Origin of the sequence: Actinomadura barringtoniae (assembly GCF_017573505.1) — a bacterium.
Classification (GTDB): domain Bacteria; phylum Actinomycetota; class Actinomycetes; order Streptosporangiales; family Streptosporangiaceae; genus Spirillospora; species Spirillospora barringtoniae.
Genome location: NZ_JAGEOJ010000014.1, coordinates 288553 through 313517 on the forward strand (window position 1 = coordinate 288553; position 24965 = coordinate 313517).

At 70.3% G+C, this 24965-nt stretch carries 23 protein-coding genes; 13 read left to right on the forward strand and 10 right to left on the reverse strand.

Translation table 11 applies throughout. The features are described 5' to 3' along the window. Positions 1-24: 24 nt before the first annotated feature. The 4 genes from J4573_RS32865 to J4573_RS32880 form a co-directional block, all read right to left on the reverse strand. On the reverse strand, positions 25-1005 hold the full coding sequence (locus J4573_RS32865; RefSeq protein ID WP_208259809.1) for an extracellular catalytic domain type 2 short-chain-length polyhydroxyalkanoate depolymerase: 981 nt from the start codon (positions 1003-1005) through the stop codon (positions 25-27). Continuing rightward, entirely contained in the window at positions 1002-2420 is a 1419-nt protein-coding gene (locus J4573_RS32870; RefSeq protein ID WP_208259810.1) for a tannase/feruloyl esterase family alpha/beta hydrolase, read from the reverse strand. Before J4573_RS32870 ends, J4573_RS32865 begins: the two co-directional genes overlap by 4 nt. A gap of 63 nt (positions 2421-2483) precedes the next feature. Beyond that, positions 2484-3131, reverse strand: a complete 648-nt coding sequence (locus J4573_RS32875; RefSeq protein WP_208259811.1) for a CoA transferase subunit B — start codon at positions 3129-3131, stop codon at positions 2484-2486. After that, positions 3128-3811: a CoA transferase subunit A gene (locus J4573_RS32880; protein ID WP_208259812.1), complete on the reverse strand. Its 684-nt coding sequence runs from the start codon at positions 3809-3811 to the stop codon at positions 3128-3130. Before J4573_RS32880 ends, J4573_RS32875 begins: the two co-directional genes overlap by 4 nt. Before the next feature lie 225 nt (positions 3812-4036). Here J4573_RS32880 and J4573_RS32885 point away from each other — a divergent pair, with 225 nt between their 5' ends. The 7 genes from J4573_RS32885 to J4573_RS32915 are packed head-to-tail and all read left to right on the forward strand — an operon-like array spanning position 4037 to position 11345. Next, complete coding sequence (locus J4573_RS32885; protein ID WP_208259886.1) at positions 4037-4795, forward strand: ABC transporter ATP-binding protein; 759 nt, start codon at positions 4037-4039, stop codon at positions 4793-4795. Further along, positions 4782-5495 (forward strand): ABC transporter ATP-binding protein, encoded by a 714-nt coding sequence (locus tag J4573_RS32890; protein ID WP_208259813.1) that lies wholly within the window; start codon positions 4782-4784, stop codon positions 5493-5495. The genes J4573_RS32885 and J4573_RS32890 overlap by 14 nt, the downstream gene beginning before the upstream one ends. Positions 5496-5510: 15 nt before the next feature. Then, on the forward strand, positions 5511-6761 hold the full coding sequence (locus tag J4573_RS32895; protein WP_208259814.1) for an ABC transporter substrate-binding protein: 1251 nt from the start codon (positions 5511-5513) through the stop codon (positions 6759-6761). A gap of 13 nt (positions 6762-6774) precedes the next feature. Beyond that, positions 6775-7638 (forward strand): branched-chain amino acid ABC transporter permease, encoded by an 864-nt coding sequence (locus J4573_RS32900; RefSeq protein ID WP_208259815.1) that lies wholly within the window; start codon positions 6775-6777, stop codon positions 7636-7638. Continuing rightward, complete coding sequence (locus J4573_RS32905) at positions 7635-8639, forward strand: branched-chain amino acid ABC transporter permease (protein ID WP_208259816.1); 1005 nt, start codon at positions 7635-7637, stop codon at positions 8637-8639. Before J4573_RS32900 ends, J4573_RS32905 begins: the two co-directional genes overlap by 4 nt. Then, positions 8636-9421, forward strand: a complete 786-nt coding sequence (locus J4573_RS32910; RefSeq protein ID WP_208259817.1) for a 3-hydroxybutyrate dehydrogenase — start codon at positions 8636-8638, stop codon at positions 9419-9421. The genes J4573_RS32905 and J4573_RS32910 overlap by 4 nt, the downstream gene beginning before the upstream one ends. Before the next feature lie 13 nt (positions 9422-9434). Further along, positions 9435-11345, forward strand: a complete 1911-nt coding sequence (locus J4573_RS32915) for a helix-turn-helix domain-containing protein (protein WP_208259818.1) — start codon at positions 9435-9437, stop codon at positions 11343-11345. 83 nt (positions 11346-11428) lie between these two features. Here J4573_RS32915 and J4573_RS32920 read toward each other — a convergent pair whose 3' ends face one another. The 3 genes from J4573_RS32920 to J4573_RS32930 all read right to left on the reverse strand — a co-directional run bounded on the left by J4573_RS32920 (position 11429) and on the right by J4573_RS32930 (position 16581). Then, on the reverse strand, positions 11429-12004 hold the full coding sequence (locus J4573_RS32920; RefSeq protein ID WP_208259819.1) for a GNAT family N-acetyltransferase: 576 nt from the start codon (positions 12002-12004) through the stop codon (positions 11429-11431). Between the two features lie 288 nt (positions 12005-12292). Next, positions 12293-14401: a serine/threonine-protein kinase gene (locus J4573_RS32925; protein WP_208259820.1), complete on the reverse strand. Its 2109-nt coding sequence runs from the start codon at positions 14399-14401 to the stop codon at positions 12293-12295. Beyond that, on the reverse strand, positions 14401-16581 hold the full coding sequence (locus J4573_RS32930) for a protein kinase domain-containing protein (protein WP_208259821.1): 2181 nt from the start codon (positions 16579-16581) through the stop codon (positions 14401-14403). The genes J4573_RS32925 and J4573_RS32930 overlap by 1 nt, the downstream gene beginning before the upstream one ends. A 125-nt stretch (positions 16582-16706) precedes the next feature. Here J4573_RS32930 and J4573_RS32935 point away from each other — a divergent pair, with 125 nt between their 5' ends. Together J4573_RS32935 and J4573_RS32940 are read left to right on the forward strand one after the other, a co-directional pair. Continuing rightward, positions 16707-17258 (forward strand): helix-turn-helix domain-containing protein, encoded by a 552-nt coding sequence (locus J4573_RS32935; RefSeq protein WP_208259822.1) that lies wholly within the window; start codon positions 16707-16709, stop codon positions 17256-17258. A 64-nt stretch (positions 17259-17322) separates the two neighbouring features. Further along, positions 17323-18486, forward strand: a complete 1164-nt coding sequence (locus J4573_RS32940) for a pyridoxal phosphate-dependent aminotransferase (RefSeq protein ID WP_208259823.1) — start codon at positions 17323-17325, stop codon at positions 18484-18486. A gap of 84 nt (positions 18487-18570) precedes the next feature. Here J4573_RS32940 and J4573_RS32945 read toward each other — a convergent pair whose 3' ends face one another. Beyond that, positions 18571-18918: a winged helix-turn-helix transcriptional regulator gene (locus J4573_RS32945; RefSeq protein WP_208259824.1), complete on the reverse strand. Its 348-nt coding sequence runs from the start codon at positions 18916-18918 to the stop codon at positions 18571-18573. 105 nt (positions 18919-19023) lie between these two features. Here J4573_RS32945 and J4573_RS32950 point away from each other — a divergent pair, with 105 nt between their 5' ends. Then, complete coding sequence (locus J4573_RS32950; RefSeq protein ID WP_307797079.1) at positions 19024-20163, forward strand: MFS transporter; 1140 nt, start codon at positions 19024-19026, stop codon at positions 20161-20163. Here the strand turns inward: J4573_RS32950 and J4573_RS32955 are convergent. After that, positions 20133-20303, reverse strand: a complete 171-nt coding sequence (locus tag J4573_RS32955; protein ID WP_208259825.1) for a hypothetical protein — start codon at positions 20301-20303, stop codon at positions 20133-20135. The genes J4573_RS32950 and J4573_RS32955 overlap by 31 nt on opposite strands. A gap of 166 nt (positions 20304-20469) precedes the next feature. Further along, complete coding sequence (aceE, locus tag J4573_RS32960; RefSeq protein WP_208259826.1) at positions 20470-23247, reverse strand: pyruvate dehydrogenase (acetyl-transferring), homodimeric type; 2778 nt, start codon at positions 23245-23247, stop codon at positions 20470-20472. Positions 23248-23486: 239 nt separating this feature from the next. Between aceE and J4573_RS32965 the strand changes: the two genes are divergently transcribed. The 3 genes from J4573_RS32965 (at position 23487) to J4573_RS32975 (ending at position 24800) form a co-directional block, all read left to right on the forward strand. Beyond that, a complete protein-coding gene (locus tag J4573_RS32965) occupies positions 23487-23675 on the forward strand; it encodes a DUF1918 domain-containing protein (protein ID WP_208259827.1) in 189 nt (62 codons plus the stop codon). A 116-nt stretch (positions 23676-23791) separates the two neighbouring features. After that, positions 23792-24199, forward strand: a complete 408-nt coding sequence (locus tag J4573_RS32970; protein WP_208259828.1) for a secondary thiamine-phosphate synthase enzyme YjbQ — start codon at positions 23792-23794, stop codon at positions 24197-24199. Positions 24200-24371: 172 nt separating this feature from the next. Further along, positions 24372-24800 carry a DUF3052 domain-containing protein gene (locus J4573_RS32975; protein WP_208259829.1) on the forward strand — a complete coding sequence of 143 codons (429 nt, stop codon included), beginning with the start codon at positions 24372-24374 and terminating at the stop codon, positions 24798-24800. Positions 24801-24965 lie beyond the last annotated feature (165 nt).

The window sequence follows — 24965 nt, forward strand, 5'->3', positions numbered from 1 at the left end:
TCACGGGTCGGCCCGGCGCGCGGGTCAGCCCAGCGCGCGGGTCATGGCCATGACGGCCTCGATCTGCTTGCCGCCGTGCTGGGCGTAGCGGGTGTCGCCACCGTAGCCCCACCAGTTCCAGCAGCCGTTCGGGTTGCCCGTCGCGGTGGTGGCCTGCGGGTAGAGGACGATCGTGTCGTTGGTGTCGGCGTACTCGTTCAGGTAGGCCTTCTTGATGAACGCGTCGCCGACCGTTCCGTAGTACTGCTGGCAGCCGTGCAGCGCGACGATCAGGCGGCAGGCCGTGCCGGACGCGCAGGTGCTCGGCACGTAGACGAAGCCGCGCGAGTCCATGCTGATCGCGCTCGCGCTGCCGCCGGGGGCGTAGGCGTTCTGGTCGAACTGCACGAGCTGCCCGCCGGGCGTCGAGGCGGGCGCGTTGACCGACCCGAAGAGCTTGCCGAGCATCTCGCGCTCCGGGTCGTTGCCGCACTTGTTGATGTACGGGGACGCGGTGAGCGAGCAGGAGTTGGGCCCGAGCGGGCTCACCCACGCGTGCCCGGCCGCGGTCGTCTTGTTATAGACGACGGAGGCGCCGAGGTCGCTGTAGTAGGTGGCGAGGTCGTCGTTGACCGCCTGCTTCACGGTGTTGTCGCTGGTGCCGTGGTAGAGGTACACCGGGTCGCCCGAGAGGTTGGAGACCGGGTCGACGGTCCCGGCCGTGGCGCGGTCGCGGGTCTCCTGCTCCAGGTAGGCGGGGGTCTTGCGAGGCTGGAGAGTGTTCATACAGGCGAGCTGCGCGGTGATTGTCGTGGTGTCACCCTGCGCGCAGTCGTAGGCCCCGGCGGTGAAGATGCCCGCCCCGGCGAACGTGCCCGAGTAGGCGACGTGCAGCTGGTTGGCCATGTAGCCGCCAGACGAGACACCCGCGACGTACCGAGTGCTGATGTTGTACGAGGGCAGGGTGGCCGCGGCGGGGGCGGTCAGTTGGCTTGCGGTGAGCAGGGACGCGAGCAGGGACTTCATCCGGTGCCTCCGAGGGAGCATTCGTTGGCGAGGTCGCCCGAGGCCGGGCGGGGGAGTGTTTTGTCCGGTGGCGGGGTCTTGCCCTTGGTGGTCCAGCCTTCGAGCGCGGTGAAGGCGGTGCGGAAGCAGGGCAGGATCGGCCGAAGCTTGTCGGGGTAGGTGCCGTAGAGGCCGTCGACGTGGTTGCCTCCCTCAATGCGGTAGTAGCGGTGCAGGCGATCGCGGCCCTGGGCCTTGATGAGGCGGTCGTAGACGTCGGAGTCCTGCGAGATGGGCAGCAGGGAGTCGAGCGTGCCGTGCAGGGTGATGAGGGGACGGCCGATGCGCCCGTTCAGCGAGATCCTCCGTACGGCCTTGTGCACGGAGTGGGGGCGGGACGCGTAGTCGTAGGCGGTTTCCGCGCCCGTATAGGCCGGGTCGACCTCTTGGCGGTAGATGCGCTGGGTGAGGTCCCAGTAGACCTTGTAGTGGTAGTCCCACAGGAACGACGAGGCGGCGGGGTAACCGGCGGCCTCGATCTCGGCAGTGTCGCCCTTGGTGTAGCCGTCCAGGGCCTTCGGCAGGAACGTGAAGAGGTTGGGCCCGTCCTCCCGCCAGAGCGTGCCCTCCCAGTCCACGCCGCCGGTGTAGAGCTCCGGGTTGTGCTCCAGCTGCCAACGGACCAGATAACCGCCGTTGGAGACGCCCGCCGCGTACGTGTGGCGTGGGGTGCGGCCGTAGTAGCGGGCGACCGTGCGTTTGGCCGCCTTGGTCAGCTGGGTGACGCGGTCGTTCCACTCGGCCAGGGCGTCCCCGGGCTTCCTGCCGTCCTCATAGAACGTGGCGCCGACGTTGCCCTTGTCGGTCGCCGCGAACGCATAGCCCTTGGCCAGCACCCAGTCGGAGATGACGAAGTCGTTGGCGTACTGGCCCCGGACGCCCGGCGACCCGGCCACGACCAGGCCGCCGTTCCAGTGCTCGGGCAGCCGGATGACGAACTGGGAGTCGTGGTTCCAGCCGTGCGCGGTGTTGAACGTCGAGGTGTCGGGGAAGTAGCCGTCGATCTGCGTGCCGGGCACGCCGCTCGGGTTGCGCGCACCGGGCGGGTGCAGCCCGGCCCAGTCGCCGGGGATCGTGTGGCCGGACGCGACCGTGCCGGCCGTGGTGAGGTCGTCCAGGCACGCGGTGACCTGCTTCTCCGCGCCCGGAACGGCGACCGGCGAGCAGGCCTTGGCCTGGGCGGACGCGGAGGGGACGGCCGAGGCGGAAGCGGCCGAGGCCGAGCCGACGGCCGAGGCGGAGGCGGCCGAGGCGGAGGCGGAGGCGGAGGCGGAGGCGGCCGAGGCGGAGGGGGCGGCCTGGGCGGAGGGGGCTGCCACGAGGGACGCGCCGATCGCGAGTCCGGCGGCGGCCACGAGGGGGTGGGTGGCTCTCATGGGCCCATCGTGATGATGCGCTGTGACCCGGACCACGTGCCGCCGCCCCACATTGCGCCGCGGTCAGGTGTCGGCGATCACCAGGGGCGCGGCGGTGGCCTCGCGCACCTCGTCCGCGGTGACGCCGGGGGCGGTCTCGCGCAGCATGAGACCGTCCGCCGTCACGTCGATGACGGCCAGGTCGGTGATGATCCGGTCGACCACGCCGCGCCCGGTCAGCGGCAGCGTGCAGGACCGCACGATCTTGGACGAGCCGTCGCGGGCGCGGTGCTCCATCAGCGCGATGACGCGGCGGGCGCCGTGCACCAGGTCCATCGCGCCGCCCATCCCCTTGATCATCTTGCCGGGGATGGTCCAGTTGGCGAGGTCGCCCGACGCCGACACCTGCATGCCGCCGAGGATCGCCGCGTCCAGCCGTCCGCCTCGGATGACGCCGAACGAGAGCGCCGAGTCGAAGTAGGACGCGCCCGGCAGGACCGTCACGGTCTCCTTGCCCGCGTTGATGAGGTCGGGGTCCACCTCGTCCGCGCGCGGGTAGGGGCCGACGCCGAGGATCCCGTTCTCGCTGTGCAGCACCACCTCGACGCCCGGCGGCAGGTAGTTGGGGACCAGCGTCGGCAGCCCGATGCCGAGGTTGACGTACGAGCCGTCGGTGAGCTCGCGGGCGGCGCGGGCCGCCATCTGCTCGCGGGTGAGCGGTGTGGGGGTCATCGGCTGGTCGTCTCCTTCTCGATCCTCTTCTCGGCGAGGCCGGCCGGCACGACGCGGTGCACGAAGATCCCGGGCAGGTGGATCTCGTCGGGGGCGAAGTCGGTGACCTCCTCGACCTGCGCGATCGTGATCCGTCCCGCCATCGCGGCGAGCGGGTTGAAGTTGCGGGCGGAGGCGTGGAACGCCAGGTTCCCGAACCGGTCGCCGCGGGCCGCGTGCACCAGCGCGAAGTCGGTGGTGATCGCCTCCTCCAGCACGTACGTGCGCCCGTCGAAGTCGCGCGTCTCCCGGCCGCCCGCGATCGGGGTGCCGACCCCCGCCGGGGTGTAGAACGCCGGGATCCCGCAGCCGCCCGCGCGCAGCCGTTCGGCGAGCGTGCCCTGCGGCACCAGCTCGACCTCCAGCTCGCCGCCCATGTACTGCCGGGCGAACTCCTTGTTCTCGCCGACGTACGACGCGGTCATGTGCGCGATGCGGCCCTCGGCCAGCAGCACGCCGAGACCCCAGTCGTCGACGCCGCAGTTGTTGGACACCACGCGCAGCCCGGTCGTGCCCCGGTCCAGCAGCGCAGTGATCACGTTCATCGGAATGCCGCACAGCCCGAACCCGCCGACGGCCACCGACGCCCCGTCCGGGACGTCGGCCACCGCCGCGGCGGCCGAGCTCACCACCTTGTCCATGCCGGTGACCGTACGGAGATGGTCTTCGCGGTTCCTACATGGCCGATCCACATATCCGGACCAGGGGAAATGTGGAAACGCGCCTGACCTGTGAGTGATGTGGATCACATCACTATCGGCCGCCCCAATTGTGTGGCGGCCCCACATGGTTCCCCTTACCGGGCCGACTTAGTGTCCTGCGTCACACACCCCGCAAACCCACGCACACCCCCCCGAGGAGGCCGCATGGACGGTCCTGTTCTGCGTGCGCAGGGCCTGGTCAAGGAGTTCCGCGGGTTCCGCGCCGTGGACGGCGTGGACCTCGACGTCGCCGACGGCAGCGTGCACGCGCTCGTCGGGCCGAACGGAGCAGGCAAGACCACCCTGTTCAACCTGCTCACCGGCTTCCTCAAGCCGAGCGCGGGCCGGATCAGGCTGCACGAGCGCGACCTCACCGGCCGCCGCCCCGAGCACGTGGCGCGGCTCGGCGTGGCCCGCTCGTTCCAGATCACCAGCCTGTTCGCGCAGCTCACCCCGCGCGAGCACCTGCAGCTGGCGCTCGCGGGCGGCACCGGCGTGACCTGGCGGTTCTGGCGCTCGGACCGGTCGCTCGAACGGTTCACCGAGCGCGCCGCACAGTTGCTGGAGGAGGTCGGCCTCACCGCTCAAGCGGACGTACCGGCGGGCACTCTCTCCTACGGCCGCAAGCGCGCCCTGGAGCTGGCGCTCGCCCTCGCGCTCGATCCCAAGGTGCTGCTCCTGGACGAGCCGACCGCCGGGATGGGCGTCGAGGACATCGACCGGACCGTCGACCTGGTCCACCGCGTGCGGCGCGGCCGGACCGTCGTGATGGTCGAGCACAACATGAGCGTCGTCTCCCGGCTCGCGGACCGGGTCACGGTCCTGCAGAGCGGCCGCGTACTGGCCGAGGGCCCGTACGAGGAGATCCGCGACGACCCGCGCGTCGTCGCCGCCTACCTGGGAGACGCGAATGCCGAGCACTGAGCCGATGCTGCGCATCGAGGGCCTGTCGGCCTGGTACGGCGAGGCGCAGGCCCTCCGCTCCGTGGACATCGAGGTGCAGGAAGGCGAGATCGTCACGCTCGTCGGCCGGAACGGAGCCGGGAAGACCACGCTCCTGCGCTGCGTCACGGGTCTGCACATTGGACGGAACGAAGGGCGTGTTTCGTTCCTCTCTCAAGATGTGACCAAACAGGCCGTGCACAAACGAACACGGCGCGGGCTCGGCTACGTGCCGGACGACCGCGGCATCTACGCCACGCTCTCGGTCGAGGAGAACCTCACGCTCCCGCCGCGCGTCGGCCCCGAGCCCTGGTCGCTGGACCGGGTGTACGAGACGTTCCCCCGCCTGAAGGAGCGGCGGCGCTTCCCCGGCACCAAGCTCTCGGGCGGTGAGCAGCAGATGCTCGCGCTCGCCCGCGTGCTGCGCATGGGCGCGCGCCTGCTGCTCTGCGACGAGCCCACCGAGGGCCTGTCCCCGCTGATCGTCCAGCAGATCGGCGACATCCTCCGCGAGGTCAAGCGGCAGGGGGTGACCGTCCTGCTCATCGAGCAGAACGTGCACTTCGCCGCCACCGTCGCCGACCGGCACTACCTGCTCGCCGAAGGGCGCGTCGTCGAGTCCCTCGACAACGACGCGATGAAGGCCCGCGAGGGCGAGCTTCTCCAGCACCTGGGCATTTAGTTAAGGAGTAAGACGATGACAGCTCGTTCGCGTACGGCCGCACTGGCCGCGGTGGGGGCGATCCTGGCGAGCGCGGCGGCCGGCTGCAACGGCGGCCCCGGCGGCGGTGGCGGCAAGATCTCCGACGGCAAGATCGTGCTCGCCGTCCTGAACGACCAGTCGGCGACCTACGCCGACCTGTCCGGCAAGAACAGCATCGAGGCGGTCAGGATGGCCGTCGCCGACTACAAGGCCAAGTACGGCGACAAGGCCGTCGCCAAGAAGATCGACGTGGTCTCGGCCGACCACCAGAACAAGCCCGACATCGCCAACTCCAAGGCGCAGGAGCTCTACGACCGGCAGAAGGCCGACATCATCCTGGACGTGCCGACCTCGTCGGCGGCGCTCGCGGTCGCCAACATCGCCAAGGCCAAGAAGAAGCTCTTCATGGACATCGGCGCCGCGACCACCGCGCTGGAGGGCGCGAACTGCAACAAGTACACCTTCCACTACGGCTACAACACCTACATGCTGGCGCACGGCACCGGCGACACGGTGACCAAGGACGGCGCCAAGAACTGGTACGTCGTCTACCCGGACTACGCGTTCGGGCAGGACATGAACAAGAGCTTCAACACCGCCGTCACGGGCGCGGGCGGCAAGGTCGTGAAGGCCGACCCGGCGCCGTTCCCGAACGACAACTTCTCCACGTTCATGCTCAAGGCCCCGGGCCTCAGCCCGAAGCCGCAGGTGCTCGGCACCATGCAGGCGGGCGGCGACCTGGTCAACTTCGTGAAGCAGTACAACGAGTACAAGCTGCGCGACAAGGGCATCGGGCTGGCGGTCGGGCTGATGTTCCTCACCGACATCCACTCGCTCGGCTCGGACGCGCTCGCCGGGACCAAGTTCACCGACGCCTGGTATTGGAACGCCGACCCGCAGAACCGCGCCTGGGCCGACAAGTTCATGGCCAAGACCGGCAAGCGCCCGACGTTCGCGCACGCCGCCAACTACTCCGCGGCCCTGCAGTACCTGGACGCGGTGCAGCGCGGCGGCACCGACAAGTCCGACGACGTGGTGAAGCAGCTCGAGGGCCACACCTTCCAGGACGTCTTCGCCAAGAACGCCTCCATCCGCGCCGCCGACCACCTGCTGCTGCACGACGTCGCGCTCGCTCAGGTCAAGCCGTCCAGTGAGGTCAAGGAGCCCTGGGACTACGAGAAGGTCCTGAAGACCATCCCGGCGAACCAGGCGTTCCAGCAGCCCGACCCGTCCTGCAAGCTCTAGGGAGGCCAGGCACATGCTCGAACAGGCCTTCAACGGCCTGGTGGGCGGGGCGTTCTTCGCCCTGCTCGCCCTGGGCCTCTCGGTCATCTTCGGGATGCTCGGCGTGGTCAACTTCGCCCACGGGGCGTTCTACATGCTCGGCGCGTTCGGCGCCTTCGTGCTGCTCGACTCGTTCGGCGTGAACTTCTGGGTCGCGCTCGTCGCGGTCCCGATCGTGCTGGGCGTGGCCGGGATCGTGCTGGAACGGCTGTTCATCCGGCGGCTGGCGCCGCTGGACCCGCTCTACAACTTCCTGTTCACCTTCGGCCTCACGCTGATCCTTCAGGACCTGGTGAAGAGCAAGTACGGCGTGCAGTCGCAGCCTTATCCGCGGCCGTCGGCCCTGGACGGCTCGATCGACCTTGGCCTCTTCAGCTACCCGACGTACCAGGTGTTCGTGCTGGCCCTCTCGGTCGTCGTCTGCGTGCTGGTGTGGGTGGCGCTCACCCGGACCCGCGTCGGGATGATCGTCCGGGCGTCGACCGAGAAGCCCGAGCTCACCCGGGCGCTCGGCATCGACGTCGGCCGCTGGGTCACGCCGGTGTTCGGCTTCGGGATCGCGCTGGCGGGCCTGGCCGGAGTGCTCGCCGCCCCGATGCGCGCGGTCAACCCGCTGATGGGCTCCGATCTCATCATCACCGTGTTCGCGGTGGTCGTGATCGGCGGCCTCGGTTCGATCTTCGGGTCGGTGACGGCGGGCTTCGCGATCGGGCTGGTGACGGCGCTCGGCAACTACTACGTGCCGTCGCTGTCGCAGACGCTGGTGTTCATCGTGATGGCGGCCGTGCTGCTGTGGCGGCCGGCCGGGCTGTTCGGCCGCGAGGAGGCGATGTCGTGATCTTGTCCAGGCTGGCCGCAAGGCCCGCGCTGCTCGCGGTGGGCCTCGTCGTGGCGCTCGGGCTGCCGTGGTTCGTCTATCCGCCGGTGGCGATGGACATGCTGTGCTGGGCGCTGTTCGCCGCCGCGCTCGACCTGCTGCTCGGCTACACCGGGCTGCTGTCGTTCGGGCACGCCGCGTTCTGGGGCGGGTCGGCGTACGCCGCGGGGCTGATGGCGGTGCACTGGGGCGTCCCGTTCCCGGTCGCCGTGCTCGGCGGCGCGCTGTTCGCGGCGCTGCTGGCGGTGCCGATCGGCTACCTGTCGGTGCGGCTGCGCGGCATCTACTTCGCGATGGTCACGCTGGCGTTCGCGCAGATGGTCTACTTCGTCGCCAACCAGTGGCGGGACGTGACGGGCGGGGAGAACGGCCTGCAGGGCGTGCCGCGCGAGTTCTTCGGCGTGGACCTGTCCGACCCGTTCTTCTTCTACTACGCGGGCCTGCCGTTCATCCTGCTCGGCATGCTGGCGGTCTGGAGGGTCGTACGGTCGCCGTTCGGCCGCGTGCTGATGTCCATCCGCGACAACCCGGCGCGTGCGCAGGCACTCGGCTACCCGGTCGAGCGCTACAAGCTGCTGGCGTTCGTGCTGTCGGCGGGGCTGTCCGGCCTCGCGGGCGGGCTGTACGCGATCAGCCACGGCTTCGCGTCCCTGCACGAGGTCTACTGGACGACGTCCGGGCAGGCCGTGATGGCGGTCGTCCTCGGCGGCATCGGCACGCTGTGGGGCGGCGCGATCGGCGCCGGGCTCATCGTCGAGCTGAACGACTACCTGGCCACCGCCGGGTTCACCGAGACGGGCCTGGTCACCGGCGGGATCTTCGTGGTCATCGTGCTGGTCTTCCGGCGCGGCATCTGGGGAACGGCCCGCCACCTGCTCGCGTCCCGCCGTACGCGGGCCGCGGGCGCCGGCGCCGAGAAGGAATCCGAGCCGTCCACCCGTCAGGAGGCCGTCGCCCGATGACCGCTACGAGCACGGCCCGCCCATCGGAGGGCCTGGACCTGTCCGGGCGGCGGGCCCTGGTGACCGGCGGCGCGAGCGGGATCGGCCGGGCCTGCGCCCGCCGCCTCGCCGCCGCCGGCGCCGAGGTCACCATCGTGGACCTGCGGCCCGACGTGGCCCGCCGGGCCGCCGACGAGATCGGCGCGGCGGGCGCGCTCGCCGCCGATCTGACCGACATGGCGGCGGTGGACGCGCTGGACTGCGACGGCATCGACATCCTGGTCAACAACGCCGGGTTCCAGCACGTCGCGCCGGTGACCGAGTTCCCGCCCGACGCCTTCGCCGAGATCCTCCGGATCATGGTGGAGACCCCGTTCCGGCTGGGGCGGCGTGCGCTGCCGGGCATGTACGCGCGGGGATGGGGCCGGATCGTCAACATCTCGTCGATCCACGGCCTGCGGGCCTCGCCGTACAAGGCCGCCTATGTGGCCGCCAAGCATGCCCTGGAGGGCCTGTCCAAGGTGGTGGCGCTGGAGGGTGCGGCGCACGGCGTGACCTCCAACTGCGTCAACCCCGCCTATGTCCGCACGCCGCTGGTGGAGTCCCAGGTGACCGACCAGGCCAGGGCGCACGGCATGGCCGAGGACGAGGTCCTGGACAAGATCATGCTGGCGCGGGCGGCGATCCGGCGGCTGATCGAGCCCGACGAGGTGGCCGAGATGGTGGCCTACCTGTGCTCCCCGCACGCCTCCATGGTCACCGGCGCCTCGTTCGCCATAGACGGCGGATGGACGGCGCACTGACAATGGGTGGGTCATGACCTGCACAATCTTCCTCGAACTGCTCGCCCGGGAGGCCTCCCCGGTCGAGTTCGAGGCACCCCTGCTGGAGGCCCGCGCCGCCGGCGCGCCCCCAGAAGAGCTGGCCGAGCTCGAACGCACCAAGCTCGCGGCCCTGCGGGTGCGGACGCTCCTGGAGCGCCGCGCCCGCCGGGAGGCCGAGCTGTCGGCGCTGTTCGACACCGCCGGCGACCTGGCGGGCCTGCGCGACGTCGACGCCGTCCTGGAGGCGATCGTGCGCCGCGCGCGCCGCCTCCTGCACGCCGACATCTCGTACATGACGCTGCACGACGACGAGCGCGGCGACACCTACATGCGGGTCACCGACGGGTCGGTGTCGGCGGCGTTCCGGGCGCTGCGGCTGCCCCCGGGCGCCGGGCTGGGCGGCCTCGTGGCCCAGACCGCGACCCCCTACACCAGCGCCGACTACCCCGCCGACGAGCGGTTCCGCCACATGCGCCACATCGACTCCGCCGTCGGCGAAGAGGGCCTGGTGTCGATCCTGGGCGTTCCCATGCGCCTGGGCACCCGCGTCATCGGTGTGCTGATGGCCGCCAACCGCAGCGAACGCCCGTTCGCCCAGGAGGAGGTGACCCTACTGGCTTCCTTGGCGGCCCACGCCGCAGTGGCCATCGACAACGCGCGGCTGCTGGAGGAGACCCGGGCGGCGCTGGACGAGCTCAGTGCGGCGAGCGAGCTGATCAAGGCCCGTTCCGCCGCCGTGGAACGCGCCGCGCAGGCCCACGACCGCATGACGGCGCTGGTCGTGCGCGGCGGGGGCGTGGAGGACGTCGCCGCCGTGGTGGTCGACGTGCTCGGCGGGGCGCTGGCCGTCCGGGACTCGGGCGACCGGCGGCTCGCCGCGGTCGGCGACATCGGCGACGCGGACGAGGCCGAGATCGCCGCGGCCGCCGAGGCGTCCCGATCGCTGGGCCGTACGGTGCAGCGCGGCGACCTGTGGGTGACCTCCATGGCCGCCGGGGCCGAAGCGCTGGGCATCCTCGTCTGGCGCGGCGACGACCCCGACCAGCGCATCCTGGAACGCGCCGCCCTCGTAACAGCCCTCCTCCTGCTCTTCCGCCGCAGTGTCGCCGACGCCGAAGGCCGCGTACGGGGCGAACTCCTGGACGACCTGCTGACAGGACGCGTCACCGACGCGACCGCCTTGCAGGACCGGGCCAAGCTCATCGGCGTCGATCTGGACACGCCCCACGTCCTGGTCGTGGCCCGGCACGGGGGAGACCGTCAGCGCGCCGCCTTCTGGGCCACCTCCCATGCCGCCGTACGGCACGGCCTGGCAGCGGCCAAGGGCGACGAGGTGATCCTCCTTCTACCGGGCTCCACACCCGGTCCCGAAGCCCGCGCAGCTGCCCGCGAACTGGGCGCCTGCCTGGGGGAGAAGGCCACCGCCGGAGCCGCAGGCCCGCTCACCGTCCTCCAACCCCCGCCCACCACAGTCAATGGACGAGCTTCGCTCGACAGCCCTCCCGCAGGGGTGGCCGATGCCTACCAGGAGGCCGAACGCTGCGCGGACTCCCTGCTCTCCCTGGGACGCCAAGGCGATGGGGCCAGCTCCGACGAGCTGGGCTTCGTAGGCCTGCTCATCGGGGAGGGCCGGGACGTTCCGGCCTTCCTGGAGTCGGCGTTGGGCCCGGTCCTGGCGTACGACAAACGCCGGGGCACGGCCCTCGTCCAGACCCTGGAGGTCTACTTCAGCTCAGGAGGCAGCCTCTCCCGCGCCGCCGAACGCCTCCACATCCACGTCAACACCGTCACTCAGCGCCTGGACCGCGTCTCCCAACTCCTCGGCAACGACTGGCAGTCCCCGTACCGCGCCCTGGAAATCCAGCTGGCCCTGCGCCTGCACCACCTCCGCACGGTGGTCTAGAGGCGCTCCCCGGAACTGTCCGGAGGCCCGTACTCGACTCCTCACAGGAGGGGGCAGCATGACCGAGCAGCTGGGCGGGTCCATCACTTGGGAGCGGACCATTCCTCGGCCAGGAGCGCGTAGGAGAGACCGTCGAGCCATCCCTTGGTGCGGTGGAGAGAGTCTCTTACCGTGTGCTGTTCGCGGCGCATCCCAACCCGCTCCATCAGCCGCCACGAAGGTTCGTTGTCGTAGAAACACTCCGCGTGCAGGCGGCGCAGGCCAAGCCTCCCGAAGGAGACGTCGATGAGCGCGCGCACCGCTTCGGTGGCGTAGCCCTTGCCTCCGTAGGAGGGGTCCAACGTCCACCCGAGCTCAGCCTGCACGCTTTTCGCCTGGTCAGCGACCTCCTCCTGGGCCCAAGCGTCCTGGACCTGCAGCATCAGATCGCCGATGACCCGGCCGTCCAGTTCGATGATGAGCAGGTCGGCGAGCCGCTCCTTGCTGAGAAAACGCTCACGGTAGTCGTCATACGTCACCGTGGCGGCCCCGACCCATTCGTGAGTCTCCGGCAACTGCCGGAAGACCCAGGTCGAGTCCAGGTCGTCGGGGGCAGCCCGGCGCAACAACAGCCGGTCGGTGGAAATCGGCCAGTCCAACGTGTCAAGAGGGTGGCGCATGGGCTACATGCTGGCAGAGAGCCGCGGTCACACAGATCAGGCCCCGCCGGAATGGTGGGGGCCTGACTGAGATGCCGAGGTCTACTTCAGGTCGAGGTCGCGTGCTTTGATGCGGGTCGCGAGGGTGGCGAACGCGGAGCGGTCGATGTGCAGGTGTCCGGTGTCGGGGCGCGGGCTCAACATTGTGGAGGCGCTGGCGGAGGAATGGGGATGCGAGCCCGCGGAGGCGCTCGGGGGGGAAGTACGTGTGGGCCCGGCTCGGGCCGAAGCCGAAGGATGAGCGAGTGGTCATGGGCGGCTGCTGAGGCGGAAGGCGAACAGGTCGGCGCCGTGCAGGGCCACCAGGAGCGGGCCGACGTTGGTGAGGATCCATGGCTCGGTGTCGCCCACCGCGACGTCGCGGTAGCTCCAGACCAGGCGTCCGGTGGTCGCGTCCCAGCCGTAGAGGCCCGGGCCCGTGGAGCCTGCCACGGCCGTGAGGACGAGGCCGCCCAGGGCGAGCAGAGGCGCCTTGTCGTCCCCTGGGGTGCTCGCCGACCAGAGCCGGCGGCCGGTCCGGGCGTCGAGCGCGAGCAGGGTCCGGTTGTCGAGGGTGTAGGCGAACCTGCCGCTCGCGAGGAACGTCCGGTAGTTCGTGCTGGGCACGGCCGGTACGTGGGACCACTTCTCCTGGCCGGTGGCCAGGTCCAGCGCGTGCAGCGTGGAACCGGCGACGTAGGCCATGCCGTTCGCGACCGTGATCTCGCCGTCCTGGATGTTCGCCGTCCAGAGCGTGCGGCCGGTGGACGCCGAGAGGGCGTCGAGCGCGCTGCCGGACTGGTTGTTGAAGATCACGTCCCCGCTGCCCGGCATGGTCATGTCCGAGTTGGCGTACTGGCGGGTCCAGCGGGGCTCGCCGGTGGCGGTGGCGAGCGCGAAGAGGGTGCCGAACGTCTTTCCGTCGTCGCCCTTGCCGGACTTGGCGATGAGGCTGCCGCCCTGCACTCCCTGGAGCTCGGTCCCCGGAGGAGCCCGGTGGGCCCACAACTGTGCGCCGCTGCGGGCGTCGTAACCGATGACCGTCCCCGTGCCGTCGACCACGCCGATGACGGTCCCGTCCTTGGGGCCGCGGATGCCGCGCAGGTCGTAGCCGACCGGCAGCGGCGCCCGCCAGCGCTGGGCGCGGGTGGCGGGATCCAGCGCGACCAGGGCCGTGCTCTGCGGCACGTACATCAGGGCCGAGTCGGTGGTGCCGTCCAGCTTGGCCGACCACAGCTCGCGGCCGGTGGCGGTGTCGTAGGCCGTGGACTTGGTGAGGTAGGCGTTGACGACGACCGCGTGCTCGAAGGCCAGAGGCGACAGGAAGTCGCCGCCGGTGGGCAGCCTGGCCTTCCAGCGGAGAGCGGGCGTGGGGAGGCCGGGCTCGCCGTCGTCCGTCCCTGCCAGCGCCATGGCCGTGCCGCCGCCGACCGCCGCGAGACCGGCGACCGCGGCCCCGCCCAGCAGGAGCCGCCGCCGGGTCCTGGCGCGGGAGATGGCCTTCAGGTCCAGGACGAGGGTGTGCTCGCGGTCGTCGAGCTCGCGGCCGATGGCGTCGGGCAGCCAGCCGTTCGCCAGTGGCTGGGCGGCGAGGAGCTGGGGGAGCAGCGCGACACGCGGGCGATCGGCGGGGTCGCGGCTCAGGCAGGCGGCGACCATCGCGGACAGGGCTCGCGGCACGCCGTCCAGGTCGGGCGGCTCGTGCAGGGTCCGGTGGATCACGGTGTGGACCGGGCCGAGGCCGAACGGCGGGCGGCCGGTGGCGGCGTAGGCCAGCACGGCGCCGAAGGCGAAGACATCGGCGGCAGAGGTGAGTTCCTCGCCGCGGATCTGCTCGGGCGGCATGTAGCCGGGCGTGCCCATGAACTGGCCCTCGGAGGTGAGCCTCGTCCCGTCGGCGGCCCTGCTGATGCCGAAGTCGATGACGCGCGGGCCGTCCTTGGCCAGCAGGATGTTCGCCGGTTTGAGGTCGCGATGCAGCAGTCCGTTCTGCTGGATGGCGATCAAGGCCTCGCCCAGGCCTGCGCCGAGCGTGCGCAGGAGCGGCTCGGGCATCGGGCCGTGTCGCGCGACGGCGTCCTTGAGGTTGAGGCCGTTCACGTACGCCGTCGCGAGCCAGGGGACCGTGCCGTCCGGGTCGGCGTCCACCACCGGGCTGGTGAACGCGCCGCTGACCCTGCGCGCGGCCTCCACCTCGGCGCGGAACCGGGCCCGGAAGGTGTGGTCGTCCGCCAGTTCCGGGCGTACCACCTTGATCGCCACCGCCCGGCCCGCGGGCGACGCGCCGAGGTAGACGCGGCCCATGCCGCCCTCGCCCAGGCGGCTCAGCAGCCGGTAGCGGCCCACATGACCGGGGTCGTCCGGCTCCAGCGCGGCCATCAGGCCTCAGCCCGGAAGCAGTAGAGCCGCCTGTTGTCGGTGGCGTAGACGTTCGTCCCGGACACGGCCACGCTCCACTCGTCACGGCCGTAGGACGGCCCCCAGTGTGCCCAGGCCGTCCCGCCGCCGAAGGGAACGACGAAGATTCCGCCGCCGTCGTGCCTGTCGTCCGAGGACGTCCCGTTGTCGTCGATCGCGGCCGCGAGCAAGCGCGAGGAGCCACCGGCGTCGTTGCGAGGAGAGGAGAGGCCCAATTCGACCGGATCGGTCGGCCGCTTCCAGCGCGGAGCACCGGTGGCCCGGTCATAGGCCTGGAAACTCGTCAGGTCGGCCGTGACCACCATGCCGTTCACCACGAGCACGGGGCGCCCGACGGTGGGCGCCGTCCACTTCACGGCCCCCGTGGCGGTGTCGACGGCACGAAGGCTGCCGTATCCGGTCTCGCTGACGAACAGCAGGCCGTCGCCGAGCATGAGCGGGTGCGCCACCTCCTTGCTCGCGTCGCCGGGGACGAGGGTGCGGGTCCACCGCTGGGCGCCGGTGGCGCCGTCGAGGGCGATGACCTTGGACGGGGTGTTGATGTAGAGGGTGGTGCCTCCGGTGACCCCGTAGACGTAGACGGAGCGCGCCGGGAAACGCCACAGGATCCGGCCGCTGTTCATGTCGACGGCCAGGACGACGACATCCCTGCTGCCCTGGGAGGGTTTCGCGCTCACGTAGGCCGTGCTGCCGATGAGCCCGAACAGGTCCTGGAGGTCGAGGTCGTGCCCGGGAATCTCGACCGTCCTGGCGGCCCCCGTGGTCGCCTCGATCGTGTGGATCGTCTTGGTGGGGAAGAGGTTGGTGCCGTCCGCCTGGACGAGCTGCATCGCGCCCAGCGCGACGATCGTGCTCCCGAAGACCTGGAACACGCACTCGTCGAGCGAGTCGATCTTGGTCGGGCGGCCGGCCGACCAGAGCAGGCGGCCCGAGGCGGCGTCGACCCCGCAGAACCCCTTCTGTCCTCGCCACACCACCGTGCCGCCCGCCATCACGACGTTCAGGCGCGAATCATCCCGGAGATCGCTGGGCCAGGACTGGGCCCAGACGGGCGGGGGAGCGGCCACGAGACCGGTCGCGCGCGGCGCCGGCTTGACGGGCTTGGCGTCCTTGCGGGTCAGCGCCCAGGCCGTGGCGCCGCCGCCCGCGCCCACCACGCCGACGGCCGCGGCGGCGGCGAGGCGCAGGACGCGCCGCCTGCTCGGGGTGACCGGGGCCGTCTCGTCGATGCTCGGCAGCGGGGGAGGCGGGGCGACGGGCGCCGTGGAGGCCGCGGTGGCCGCCGCTTCGAGGGCCGCGATCTCCTCGCGGAGGCCGGGGGAGATCAGCGCGGCCGGGTCGGCGGGCGCGAACGCGTCGAGCATGGCGGGGAGTTCGGGCCGTTCGGCCGGATCCTTGGCCAGGCAGGCGGCGAGGAGTTCACGGAGCGAGGCGGGCACGCCGTCGAGCCGCGGGTCCTCGTACAGCACGCGGTAGAGCAGGGAGGACGGGTCGGCCGTGGCGAACGGCCCGGACCCGGTGGCGGCGAACACCAGCACGCCCGCCAGCGAGAAGACGTCGGACGGCGGGCCCGCGTCCTTGCCCCGGGAGATCTGCTCGGGCGCCATGAACGCCGGTGTCCCGACCAGGACGCCGGTGCCGGTGAGCGCCGAGGCGTCGGCGGACTTGGTGATGCCGAAGTCGATGACCTTCGGGCCGTCCTCGGCCAGCAGGATGTTGGTCGGCTTGAGGTCGCGATGGACCAGGCCCGCCGCGTGAATGGCCTGCAGCGCCTCGACCAGCCCGGCTCCCAGCGCGCGCAGCGGCGGCTCGGGCAGCGGACCTGCGGTGCGGACGGCCTCGCTCAGTGTCGGGCCCGGCACGTAGCTGACGGCGAGCCAGGGGCGGGACGCGTCGGCGTCGCCGTCCAGCACGGGGGCGGTGTAGAGGCCGCTGACCTGGCGTGCGGCGGCGATCTCACGCCGGAACCGTTCCCGGAAGCCCTCGTCGTTGGCGAACTCCTGCCGTACGAGCTTGAGGGCCGCGAGCCTGGCGCCGGGCGACTTGGCCAAATAGACCGTTCCCATGCCGCCCGCGCCGAGGCGGGCGAGCATCTGGTAATGGCCGACCCACGCCGGGTCTCCCGCCTGAAGCGGCTGCACTCGCGTCCTCTCGGCGAAGGTCTGACCTTTCCGCAGGCTACCGCAAAGAGATGCTGCTGTTCATCAGAGAACTCGCGTTTACCGGGATACTGAATGGTCCAATCAACTGATACGTGGAGACCACTGTGCTGGCACAAGAGGATCTGGCGCGCGTCGTCGGCGGCAACGTGCGCCGGCTGCGCGCCGCCGCCAAGATCTCCCTGGCCGACCTCGCCGAGGCGGGCGGCGTGAGCAAGACGACGTTGCACGGCATCGAGCAGGGCGCGGGCAACCCGACGCTGGGCACGCTGTGGGCGCTGTCGGCGGCGCTGCGGGTGCCGCTCGGCGACCTGCTGGAGGCCCCGGAGTCGGCCAAGCTGCAGGTCGTACGGGCGGGCGACGATGTTCCGCGCGCCGCGGGCGACTCGGTGGACGGCCGGTTGCTGCATCGCGTGAAGCTGTCCGGCACGGTCGAGGTGTACGGCCTGGAGATCGCGGACCGGCTGCAGGAGTCCCCGGCCCACCTGCCGGGCGTGCAGGAGTGCCTTGTGGTGACTGATGGGCAGGTCACGGCTGGTCCCGTGGAGGAGCCTGTCGAGTTGGCGGCGGGCGACTCGATGTTGCACCGGGCCGAATCGCCGCACATCTATCGAGGTGAGGGGCGGGCCGTGCTGGTCATGCTCTATCCCGATTCCTGACGCCTTGCCGGGCTCCTGGCGTATCACTATCTTGGGATGCACGTACCAGTAAACTGGAGGTGCCATGCCGGTCTCACGCCTGCGCGACATCCCGGGCATCGGAGTGGACGTCGTCGGCGACGCGGCCGACGCCCTGCACGACCCGGACATCCTGCGCCTGGAGAACCTCGACACCGACGTGCGCCCCCCGGCCGCCGCCCTCGCCGCGACCCGGGAGGCCGTCGACGACGACTCCGCCAACAGCTACCTGCCGTTCCAGGGCCGCCGTTCCCTGCTGGAGGCCGTCGCGTCCCATGTCGGCCGCATCGCGGGCCGTACCTACGATCCGGTGACCCAGTGCGTCAGCGTGGCCGGCGGCCTGAACGGCATCCTCAACGCCCTGCTCGCCACCGTCGAGCCCGGCCAAGAGGTTGTGTTGTGCGACCCCGTGTACGCGGGCCTGGTCAACCGCGTTCGGCTCGCGGGCGGCGTGACCCGCTTCGTGCCGACCGTCCCGACCGGCAAGGGCTGGACCGTCGATCCCGAACAACTGGCCGCCGCAGTAGGACCCAACACCGCCGCCGTCCTGATGATGGGCCCCCTCATGCCGACCGGCCTCGTGCTGGACGACTCGCACTGGACCGCCTTGGCCGAGGCCTGCGAACGCCACGACGCCTGGCTCATCTACGACGCCGCCATGGAACGCATCCGCTTCGACGGCCGGCCGCCGTCCCACCCTGCGCGCCTGGACGCCCTGGCCGAACGCACCATCACCGTCGGCGCGGCCTCCAAGGAACTGCGCATGATCGGCTGGCGCGTCGGCTGGGTCGTGGGACCGGCGGACATCCTCAACGACATTCGCCTGGTCGGCCTCACCAACGTCGTCTGCCAGGTCGGCATCGCCCAGGAGGCCGTCGCCGCTGCCCTTTCCGCCCCCGACGCCGACGCCGACATGGCCGCCGCCACCGCCGAATGGCAGCGCCGCTGCGAGGCGATCCTCCACGAACTCGCCGACTTCCCCCTCGTACGCCCCCACGGCGGCTGGTCTCTCCTGCTCGACACCGCCGAGCTGGGCCTCACCCCGGCCGAGCTGTCCGACCGCCTGCTGACCCACGGCAAGGTGGCCGCCACCCCCATGAACGGCTGGGGCCCCAGCGGCGACCGCTACCTGCGCTTCGTCTTCGCCAACGAGCCAGTGGACCGCCTCACCGGCCTAGGCCACCGCTTCCGCGAAGCCCTCAGCCATTGAGGCGCTCAGTGGTTGAGGCGCTCAGTGGTTGAGGCGCTCAGTGGTTGAGGCGCTCAACCACTGACGCCCTCATCGTTGAGGCCCTCAAGCGTTCTGGCACCTGATCTGGGCCACGCGTTCGCGGTGCTCGCATCCCCACGCGCCCAGGGGGCCGAGCGCCTGGACCAGCGACTCGCCGAACGGGGTCAGCGAATACTCCACCTTGGGCGGCACGACGTGGTGCACCTCGCGATGCACGATCTCGTCGCGTTCCAGCTCGCGCAGATGCTGGATCAGCATCTTCTCGCTGACCCCGTCGACGGCCCTTTTCAGCTCACCGAAGCGCTTGGTGCTCTCACCGAGGGACCAGAGGATCAGGACCTTCCACTTGCCGCCCATGACGTCGATGGCGGTGTCGAGACCCGAGACGAAGACCTGCCTCTGATCTGCCATACATACCTCCAGGTGAGTACCTGACTAAATAGTCGGTACTTGTCCGTCGGTAACCATGCTGGCGAGGATCGGCCCTGTTCACAACCCCTGAGCATTGGACAGGCAGTGCCGCTCTTCGTCTTCGCCCTCATGCTGGTCGTCTTCAGCTTCACGACCGGGGAGTTCGTCATCGCGGGGATCCTCCCCGACGTCGCCGGGGGCCTCTCGGTGACCGTCGCCTCGGCGGGTCACCTGGTCACCGCGTACGCCCTCGGAATGATCGTCGGCGGCCCGGTGGTCACGGTCCTCACCTCGAAACTCCCGCGCAAGCCGCTCATCATCGGCCTGATGGCCGTCTCCATAGCGGGCAACCTCGCCTCGGCGGCGGCCCCGAACTACCCGACCCTCCTCCTGGCCCGCTTCCTGTCGGGGCTGGTGGTCGCCACGTTCTTCGCCGTGGCCATCGCCACCGCCGTCTCGCACGCGGCGGAGGGCAAGCAGGCCTCGACCGTCGCCAAGATCGCCCTGGGCCTGAACCTGGGCATCATCCTCGGCGCCCCGATCGGCACGTTCGTCGGCCAGCATGTCGGCTGGCGCGCCACGTTCGTCACGGTCGCGGCGTTCGCGCTGGTGGCCCTGCCGCTGGTCCTGCGCTACGTCCCCGCTCAGCCCGCCGCGACGACCTCGGCGCTGGGGGAGCTCCGCGTCTTCACCGGCAGGAACGTCCAGCTGGCGATCGCCCTCACGATCTTGGGCAACGTGGGCGTCGTCACGGTCTTCACGTTCATCTCGCCGCTGCTCACCGACGTCGGCGGCTTCAGCGAGGGAGCGGTCCCGATCTTGCTTCTGCTTTACGGAGCGGGGGCCGTCGTGGGCAACTTCCTGGGCGGCTATCTGGCCGACAGGTCGCTTCTGCCCTCCGTGGCGATCCTTCTGGCCGTTCTGGCGGGCACCCTCGCGGCCTTCTGGCAGCTAGGCGACCACAAGGTCCCGGCCGCCGCCCTGACCTTCGCCATCGGGCTCCTGGCGTTCGCCGTGATCCCCGGCATGCAGACCCGCGTCCTCACCACCGCCAGCGCCGCCCCCACCCTCGCCGTGGCGGTGAACGCCTCCGGCTACCAGGTGGCGGCGGCGTTCGCGGGCTGGCTCGGCGGGTGGCTCATCACCGGGTCCGGCCTCCGCTCCATTTACCTGGTGGCCGCCGTCCTCACCCTCGCGGGCCTGGCCGTGGCCGCCTACTCGATCCGCCAGGCCCCGACCTCCTGATAGGCCGAGTCATAGATGACCGAGGCGTCCCCGGGCTTCACCTCGTAGTGCTTCAGGTTGCCGCCCCAGTACCGCAGGATCCGCTGCAGCTCATCGACGGCGTTCTCTTCCGGCACTTCGACTTCGAGTACGAATTTCATACCTTCAATCGTGTCATTGACCTGCCCAGCGAGACTTTTGCCGTGCATAGCAGGGATGGGTGGGTCAAACCTTCAAACGCTGGATGAAGGCAGCGGGATGAAGGCATGAAGAAGGGCGGGATCCGCGGCCTACACCTCCGCGGGTCCCGCCCTGTGAACTACGTGCTCAGGCGTCGCCGCCGGTGTTGCTCTCGGGGCTGCCCACGCCGCCCGCGAAGACCGTGCTGACGTCGGCGTTGAGCTGGTACTTCTCGATGGCCTGCTGCAGCGTCTCGGGCTTCACCTCGCCGTTGCGGGCCAGGCGGGTGAGGACGGCCAGGGTGATGCTCGCCGCGTCCACGTGGAAGAAGCGGCGGGCGGCGGCCCTGGTGTCGGAGAAGCCGAAACCGTCGGTGCCCAGGGACGAGTAGTCGCCCGGGACCCACTCGGCGATCTGGTCCGGCACGGCGCGCATGAAGTCCGAGACGGCGACGATCGGGCCCGCCGCGTCCTGGAGCTTGGTCGTGACGTACGGGACGCGCTGCTCCTGGTCGGGGTGGAGGAGGTTCCACTCGTCGCAGGCGCGGGCCTCGCGGGCCAGCTCGTTCCAGGACGTGGCCGACCAGACGTCGGCGGACACGCCCCAGTCCTCGGCCAGCATGCGCTGGGCCGCCAGGGCCCAGCGGCCGCCGACGCCGGAGGCCATGATGTTGGCCTTGGGCGCCTCGCCGTTCACATCCGACGGACGGTGCAGGTAGAGGCCCTTGAGGAGGCCCTCGACGTCGAGGTTCTCCGGCTCGACCTCCTGCTGGTAGGGCTCGTTGTAGACGGTGAGGTAGTAGAAGACGTCCTCGCCGTGCGGGTGCTCCTCGGTCGAGCCGTACATCCGCCGCAGCGCGTCCTGGGTGATGTGCGCGATCTCGAACGCCCAGGTCGGGTCGTAGTGGACGCAGGCCGGGTTGGTCGCGGCGATCAGCGGCGAGTGGCCGTCGGCGTGCTGCAGGCCCTCACCGGTCAGCGTCGTGCGGCCCGCGGTGGCGCCGAGCAGGAAGCCGCGGCCCATCTGGTCGCCGAACGCCCACATCTGGTCGCCGGTGCGCTGGAACCCGAACATCGAATAGAAGATGTAGACCGGGATCATGTGCTCGCCGTGCGTGGCGTACGCGGTGCCGGCGGCGATCGTGGAGGCCATCGAGCCGGCCTCGCTGATGCCCTCGTGCAGCATCTGGCCCTGCTCGGACTCCTTGTAGGTGAGCAGGAGCTTGCGGTCCACCGCGTCGTAGGTCTGGCCGTGCGGCGAGTAGATCTTGGACGTGGGGAACATCGCGTCCATGCCGAACGTGCGGTACTCGTCCGGGGCGATCGGCACGAAGCGGGCGCCGATGTTCTCGTCCTTGATGAGGTCCTTGAGCAGGCGGACGAACGCCATGGTGGTGGCGACGTTCTGCTTGCCCGAGCCCTTCTTCAGCTCGCCGTAGACCGGGTCGCCGGGCAGCTTGAGCGGCTTGGCCCGTACTACCCGCTTGGGCAGGAAGCCGCCGAGGGCCGCGCGGCGCTCGCGCATGTACTGGATCTCGTCGGAGTCCTCACCCGGGTGGTAGTACGGCGGGAGCTCGGCCTCCAGCGCCGAGTCCGGAATGTCCAGGTAAAGGCGGTCCCGGAACTCCTTCAGCTCGGCCTTGGTGAGCTTCTTCATCTGGTGCGTGGCGTTGCGGGCCTCGAAGTCGGTGCCGAGCGTCCAGCCCTTGATGGTGTGGGCGAGGATCACGGTCGGCTGGCCCACGTGCTCGCGCGCGCTCTTGAACGCCGCGTAGACCTTGCGGTAGTCGTGCCCGCCGCGCGACAGCTTGCGCAGCTCGTCGTCCGAGAGATGCTGAACGATCTTGCGGAGCCGCGGGTCGTCGCCGAAGAACTTCTCCCGGATGTACTCACCGGACTCGACGGAGAAGGTCTGGAACTGGCCGTCGGGCGTGGTGTTCATCTGGTTGACCAGCACGCCGTCGACGTCCTGCGCGAGGAGCGGGTCCCAGTCGCGGCCCCAGATCACCTTGATGACGTTCCAGCCGGCGCCGCGGAAGTACGACTCCAGCTCCTGGATGATCTTGCCGTTGCCGCGGACCGGGCCGTCCAGCTGCTGCAGGTTGCAGTTGATCACGAAGGTGAGGTTGTCCAGCTCCTCGCGCGCGGCCAGGCCGATCGCGCCGAGCGACTCCGGCTCGCCCATCTCGCCGTCGCCGAGGAACGCCCAGACGTGCGAACGCGAGGTGTCCTTGATCTTCCGGTTGTAGAGGTACCGGTTGAAACGGGCCTGGTAGATCGAGTCGATCGCCGTCAGGCCCATGGACACCGTGGGGAACTCCCAGAAGTCCGGCATGAGGCGCGGGTGCGGGTAGGACGACAGGCCGCCGCCCGGATGCGACTTCTCCTGCCGGAACCCGTCCAGCTGGTGCTCGCTGAGGCGGCCCTCCAGGAACGCGCGGGCGTAGATGCCCGGCGCGGCATGGCCCTGGATGAAGACCTGGTCGCCCGACTCGCCGTGGTCCTTGCCGCGGAAGAAGTGGTTGAACCCGACCTCGTAGAGGGAGGCCGCCGAGGCGTAGGTGGCGATGTGGCCGCCGACACCGAGGCCCGGGCGGTTGGCGCGCGACACCGCGATCGCCGCGTTCCAGCGGATGTAGGCGCGGATCCGCCGCTCGACGTGCTCGTCGCCGGGGAACCAGGGTTCCGACTCGGGCGGGATCGTGTTGATGAAGTCGGTGCTCCGCAGTCCCGGCACGCCGACCTGCTGCTCACGGGCCCGTTCCAGCAGCCTGAGCATCACGTAGCGGGCCCTGCTGCGGCCCTCGGTCTTGATGACCGTGTCGAGCGATTCCAGCCACTCCCGGGTCTCATCCGGGTTGATGTCCGGGAGCTGGCTCGGCAGGCCGTCGCTGATGATCGAAAAGCGTTGACGTCCGGAAGCCACGGGGTCCCCTCTGTGCTTACCGTCTCTTTTTCCTAACGACTGTTCGCCGTCGTTTCTGTGATCCATCGTCGTCGGTAACGACGGCTAACGCATCTCTACTTGCCAGTAACTATTTGCGCCGGTCAGCGGGCGTGTCGGGGCCTCGCGGGGTGAGGCCGGTCCCGGCCACTCGACGGCGCGCGCATCTCGTACGAAGCTAATACCCAGACCACGACCCGCCGCCGACTGCAGGGGGTGTGATGGAGGCAACCGTCGGAGACCGGCTGCACATGCACGGCAACATCGTCGGCCAGCCGGACCGGACCTGCGAGATCATCGAGGTGCGCGGCCCGGAGGGCGCGCCGCCGTACGTCGTACGTTTCCCCGATGGCCACGAGACCCTCGTCTACCCGGGCCCCGACACGGTGATCGAGCCCGCCGGATCCTGAGCTCGTACGCCCGGAATCCAGGGCTCGCCCGGATCCAGGGGCCGTTCGCCCGGATCTCGGCCCGCCGGATCCTGACTTCGCGCGTTCCCGTGGCCGGATCGGGTAAACCGGTGATCATGAAGAGTTCCGTGATCCAGGTGAGCACCGGCACCCGGGAGGCCGTGCACGACATCACGGCCGAGTGCGAGCGCTTCGCCGCCGCGGCCGGCGGCGACGGGCTGCTGCACGTCTTCGTGCCGCACGCGACCGCCGGCGTGGCGCTGATCGAGCTGGGTGCGGGCAGCGACACCGACCTGCTGGCCGCGCTCGCGGACCTGCTGCCCGCCGACGACCGGTGGCGCCACGCCCACGGCTCGCGCGGGCACGGACGCTCGCACGTGATGCCGGCGCTCGTTCCGCCGTACGCCACGATCCCCGTGGTGGGCGGCAGGATGGCCCTGGGGACATGGCAATCGGTGGCGATCGTCGATCTGAACATCGACAACCCGGATCGCCAGGTGCGATTGTCCTTCCTTGCGGGATGAGGGCCTCTTGTTACGCTCTGCGTGTGTCCTGTAACGAGCACCGCCGTATTCGGGCCAATGAGGCCACCAAAAGGCGGGAAGACACTTGCGCTAGGGGCCCTCACTTGTGTGGACTGTCCCGCAAACGCCGACGAGGTGTCGTCGGCGAACTACCGACCATGGGAGGACTTTCGTGAGCGCGACCGCGGGCCAGGCGCAGTCTGAGCGCAGCCTGGCCGAACGGCTCGGTTTCAAATCGGGTCAGGTGGTGCAGGAGATCGGCTTCGACGAGGACGTCAGCGAAGAGCTGCGCGAGTCCATCGAGGCGATCATCGGCGGGGAACTGGTCGACGAGGACTACGAGGACGTGGTCGACGTCGTGCTGCTGTGGTGGCGCGAGGACGACGGCGACCTCTTCGACGAGCTCTCCGAGTGGCTGGCCGCGCTCGACGACGGCGGCCAGATCTGGCTGCTCACGCCCAAGGCGGGCCGCGACGGCCACGTCGAACCGAGCGACATCGGCGAGGCCGCCACGCTGGCAGGCCTGTCCCAGACCAAGAGCGTGAGTGCCGCAGGGGAGTGGTCGGGCACGCTGCTGGTCGCGCCGAAGACTCGAAAGTAGCCCTCCTTGGGGGAGGCGGGGCTGATCGCCATGGGGGCGGTACCGGCCGTTTCTCGTCGTGCGGGTGGTGGCAGACTGGGCTCCGAGGCGGACCCGTCCGCCTCGCGCGCACGGTCGCGCACGCCCTCCACGACCGTGGAGGGCGATCGTTGCTCCCGCCCACTC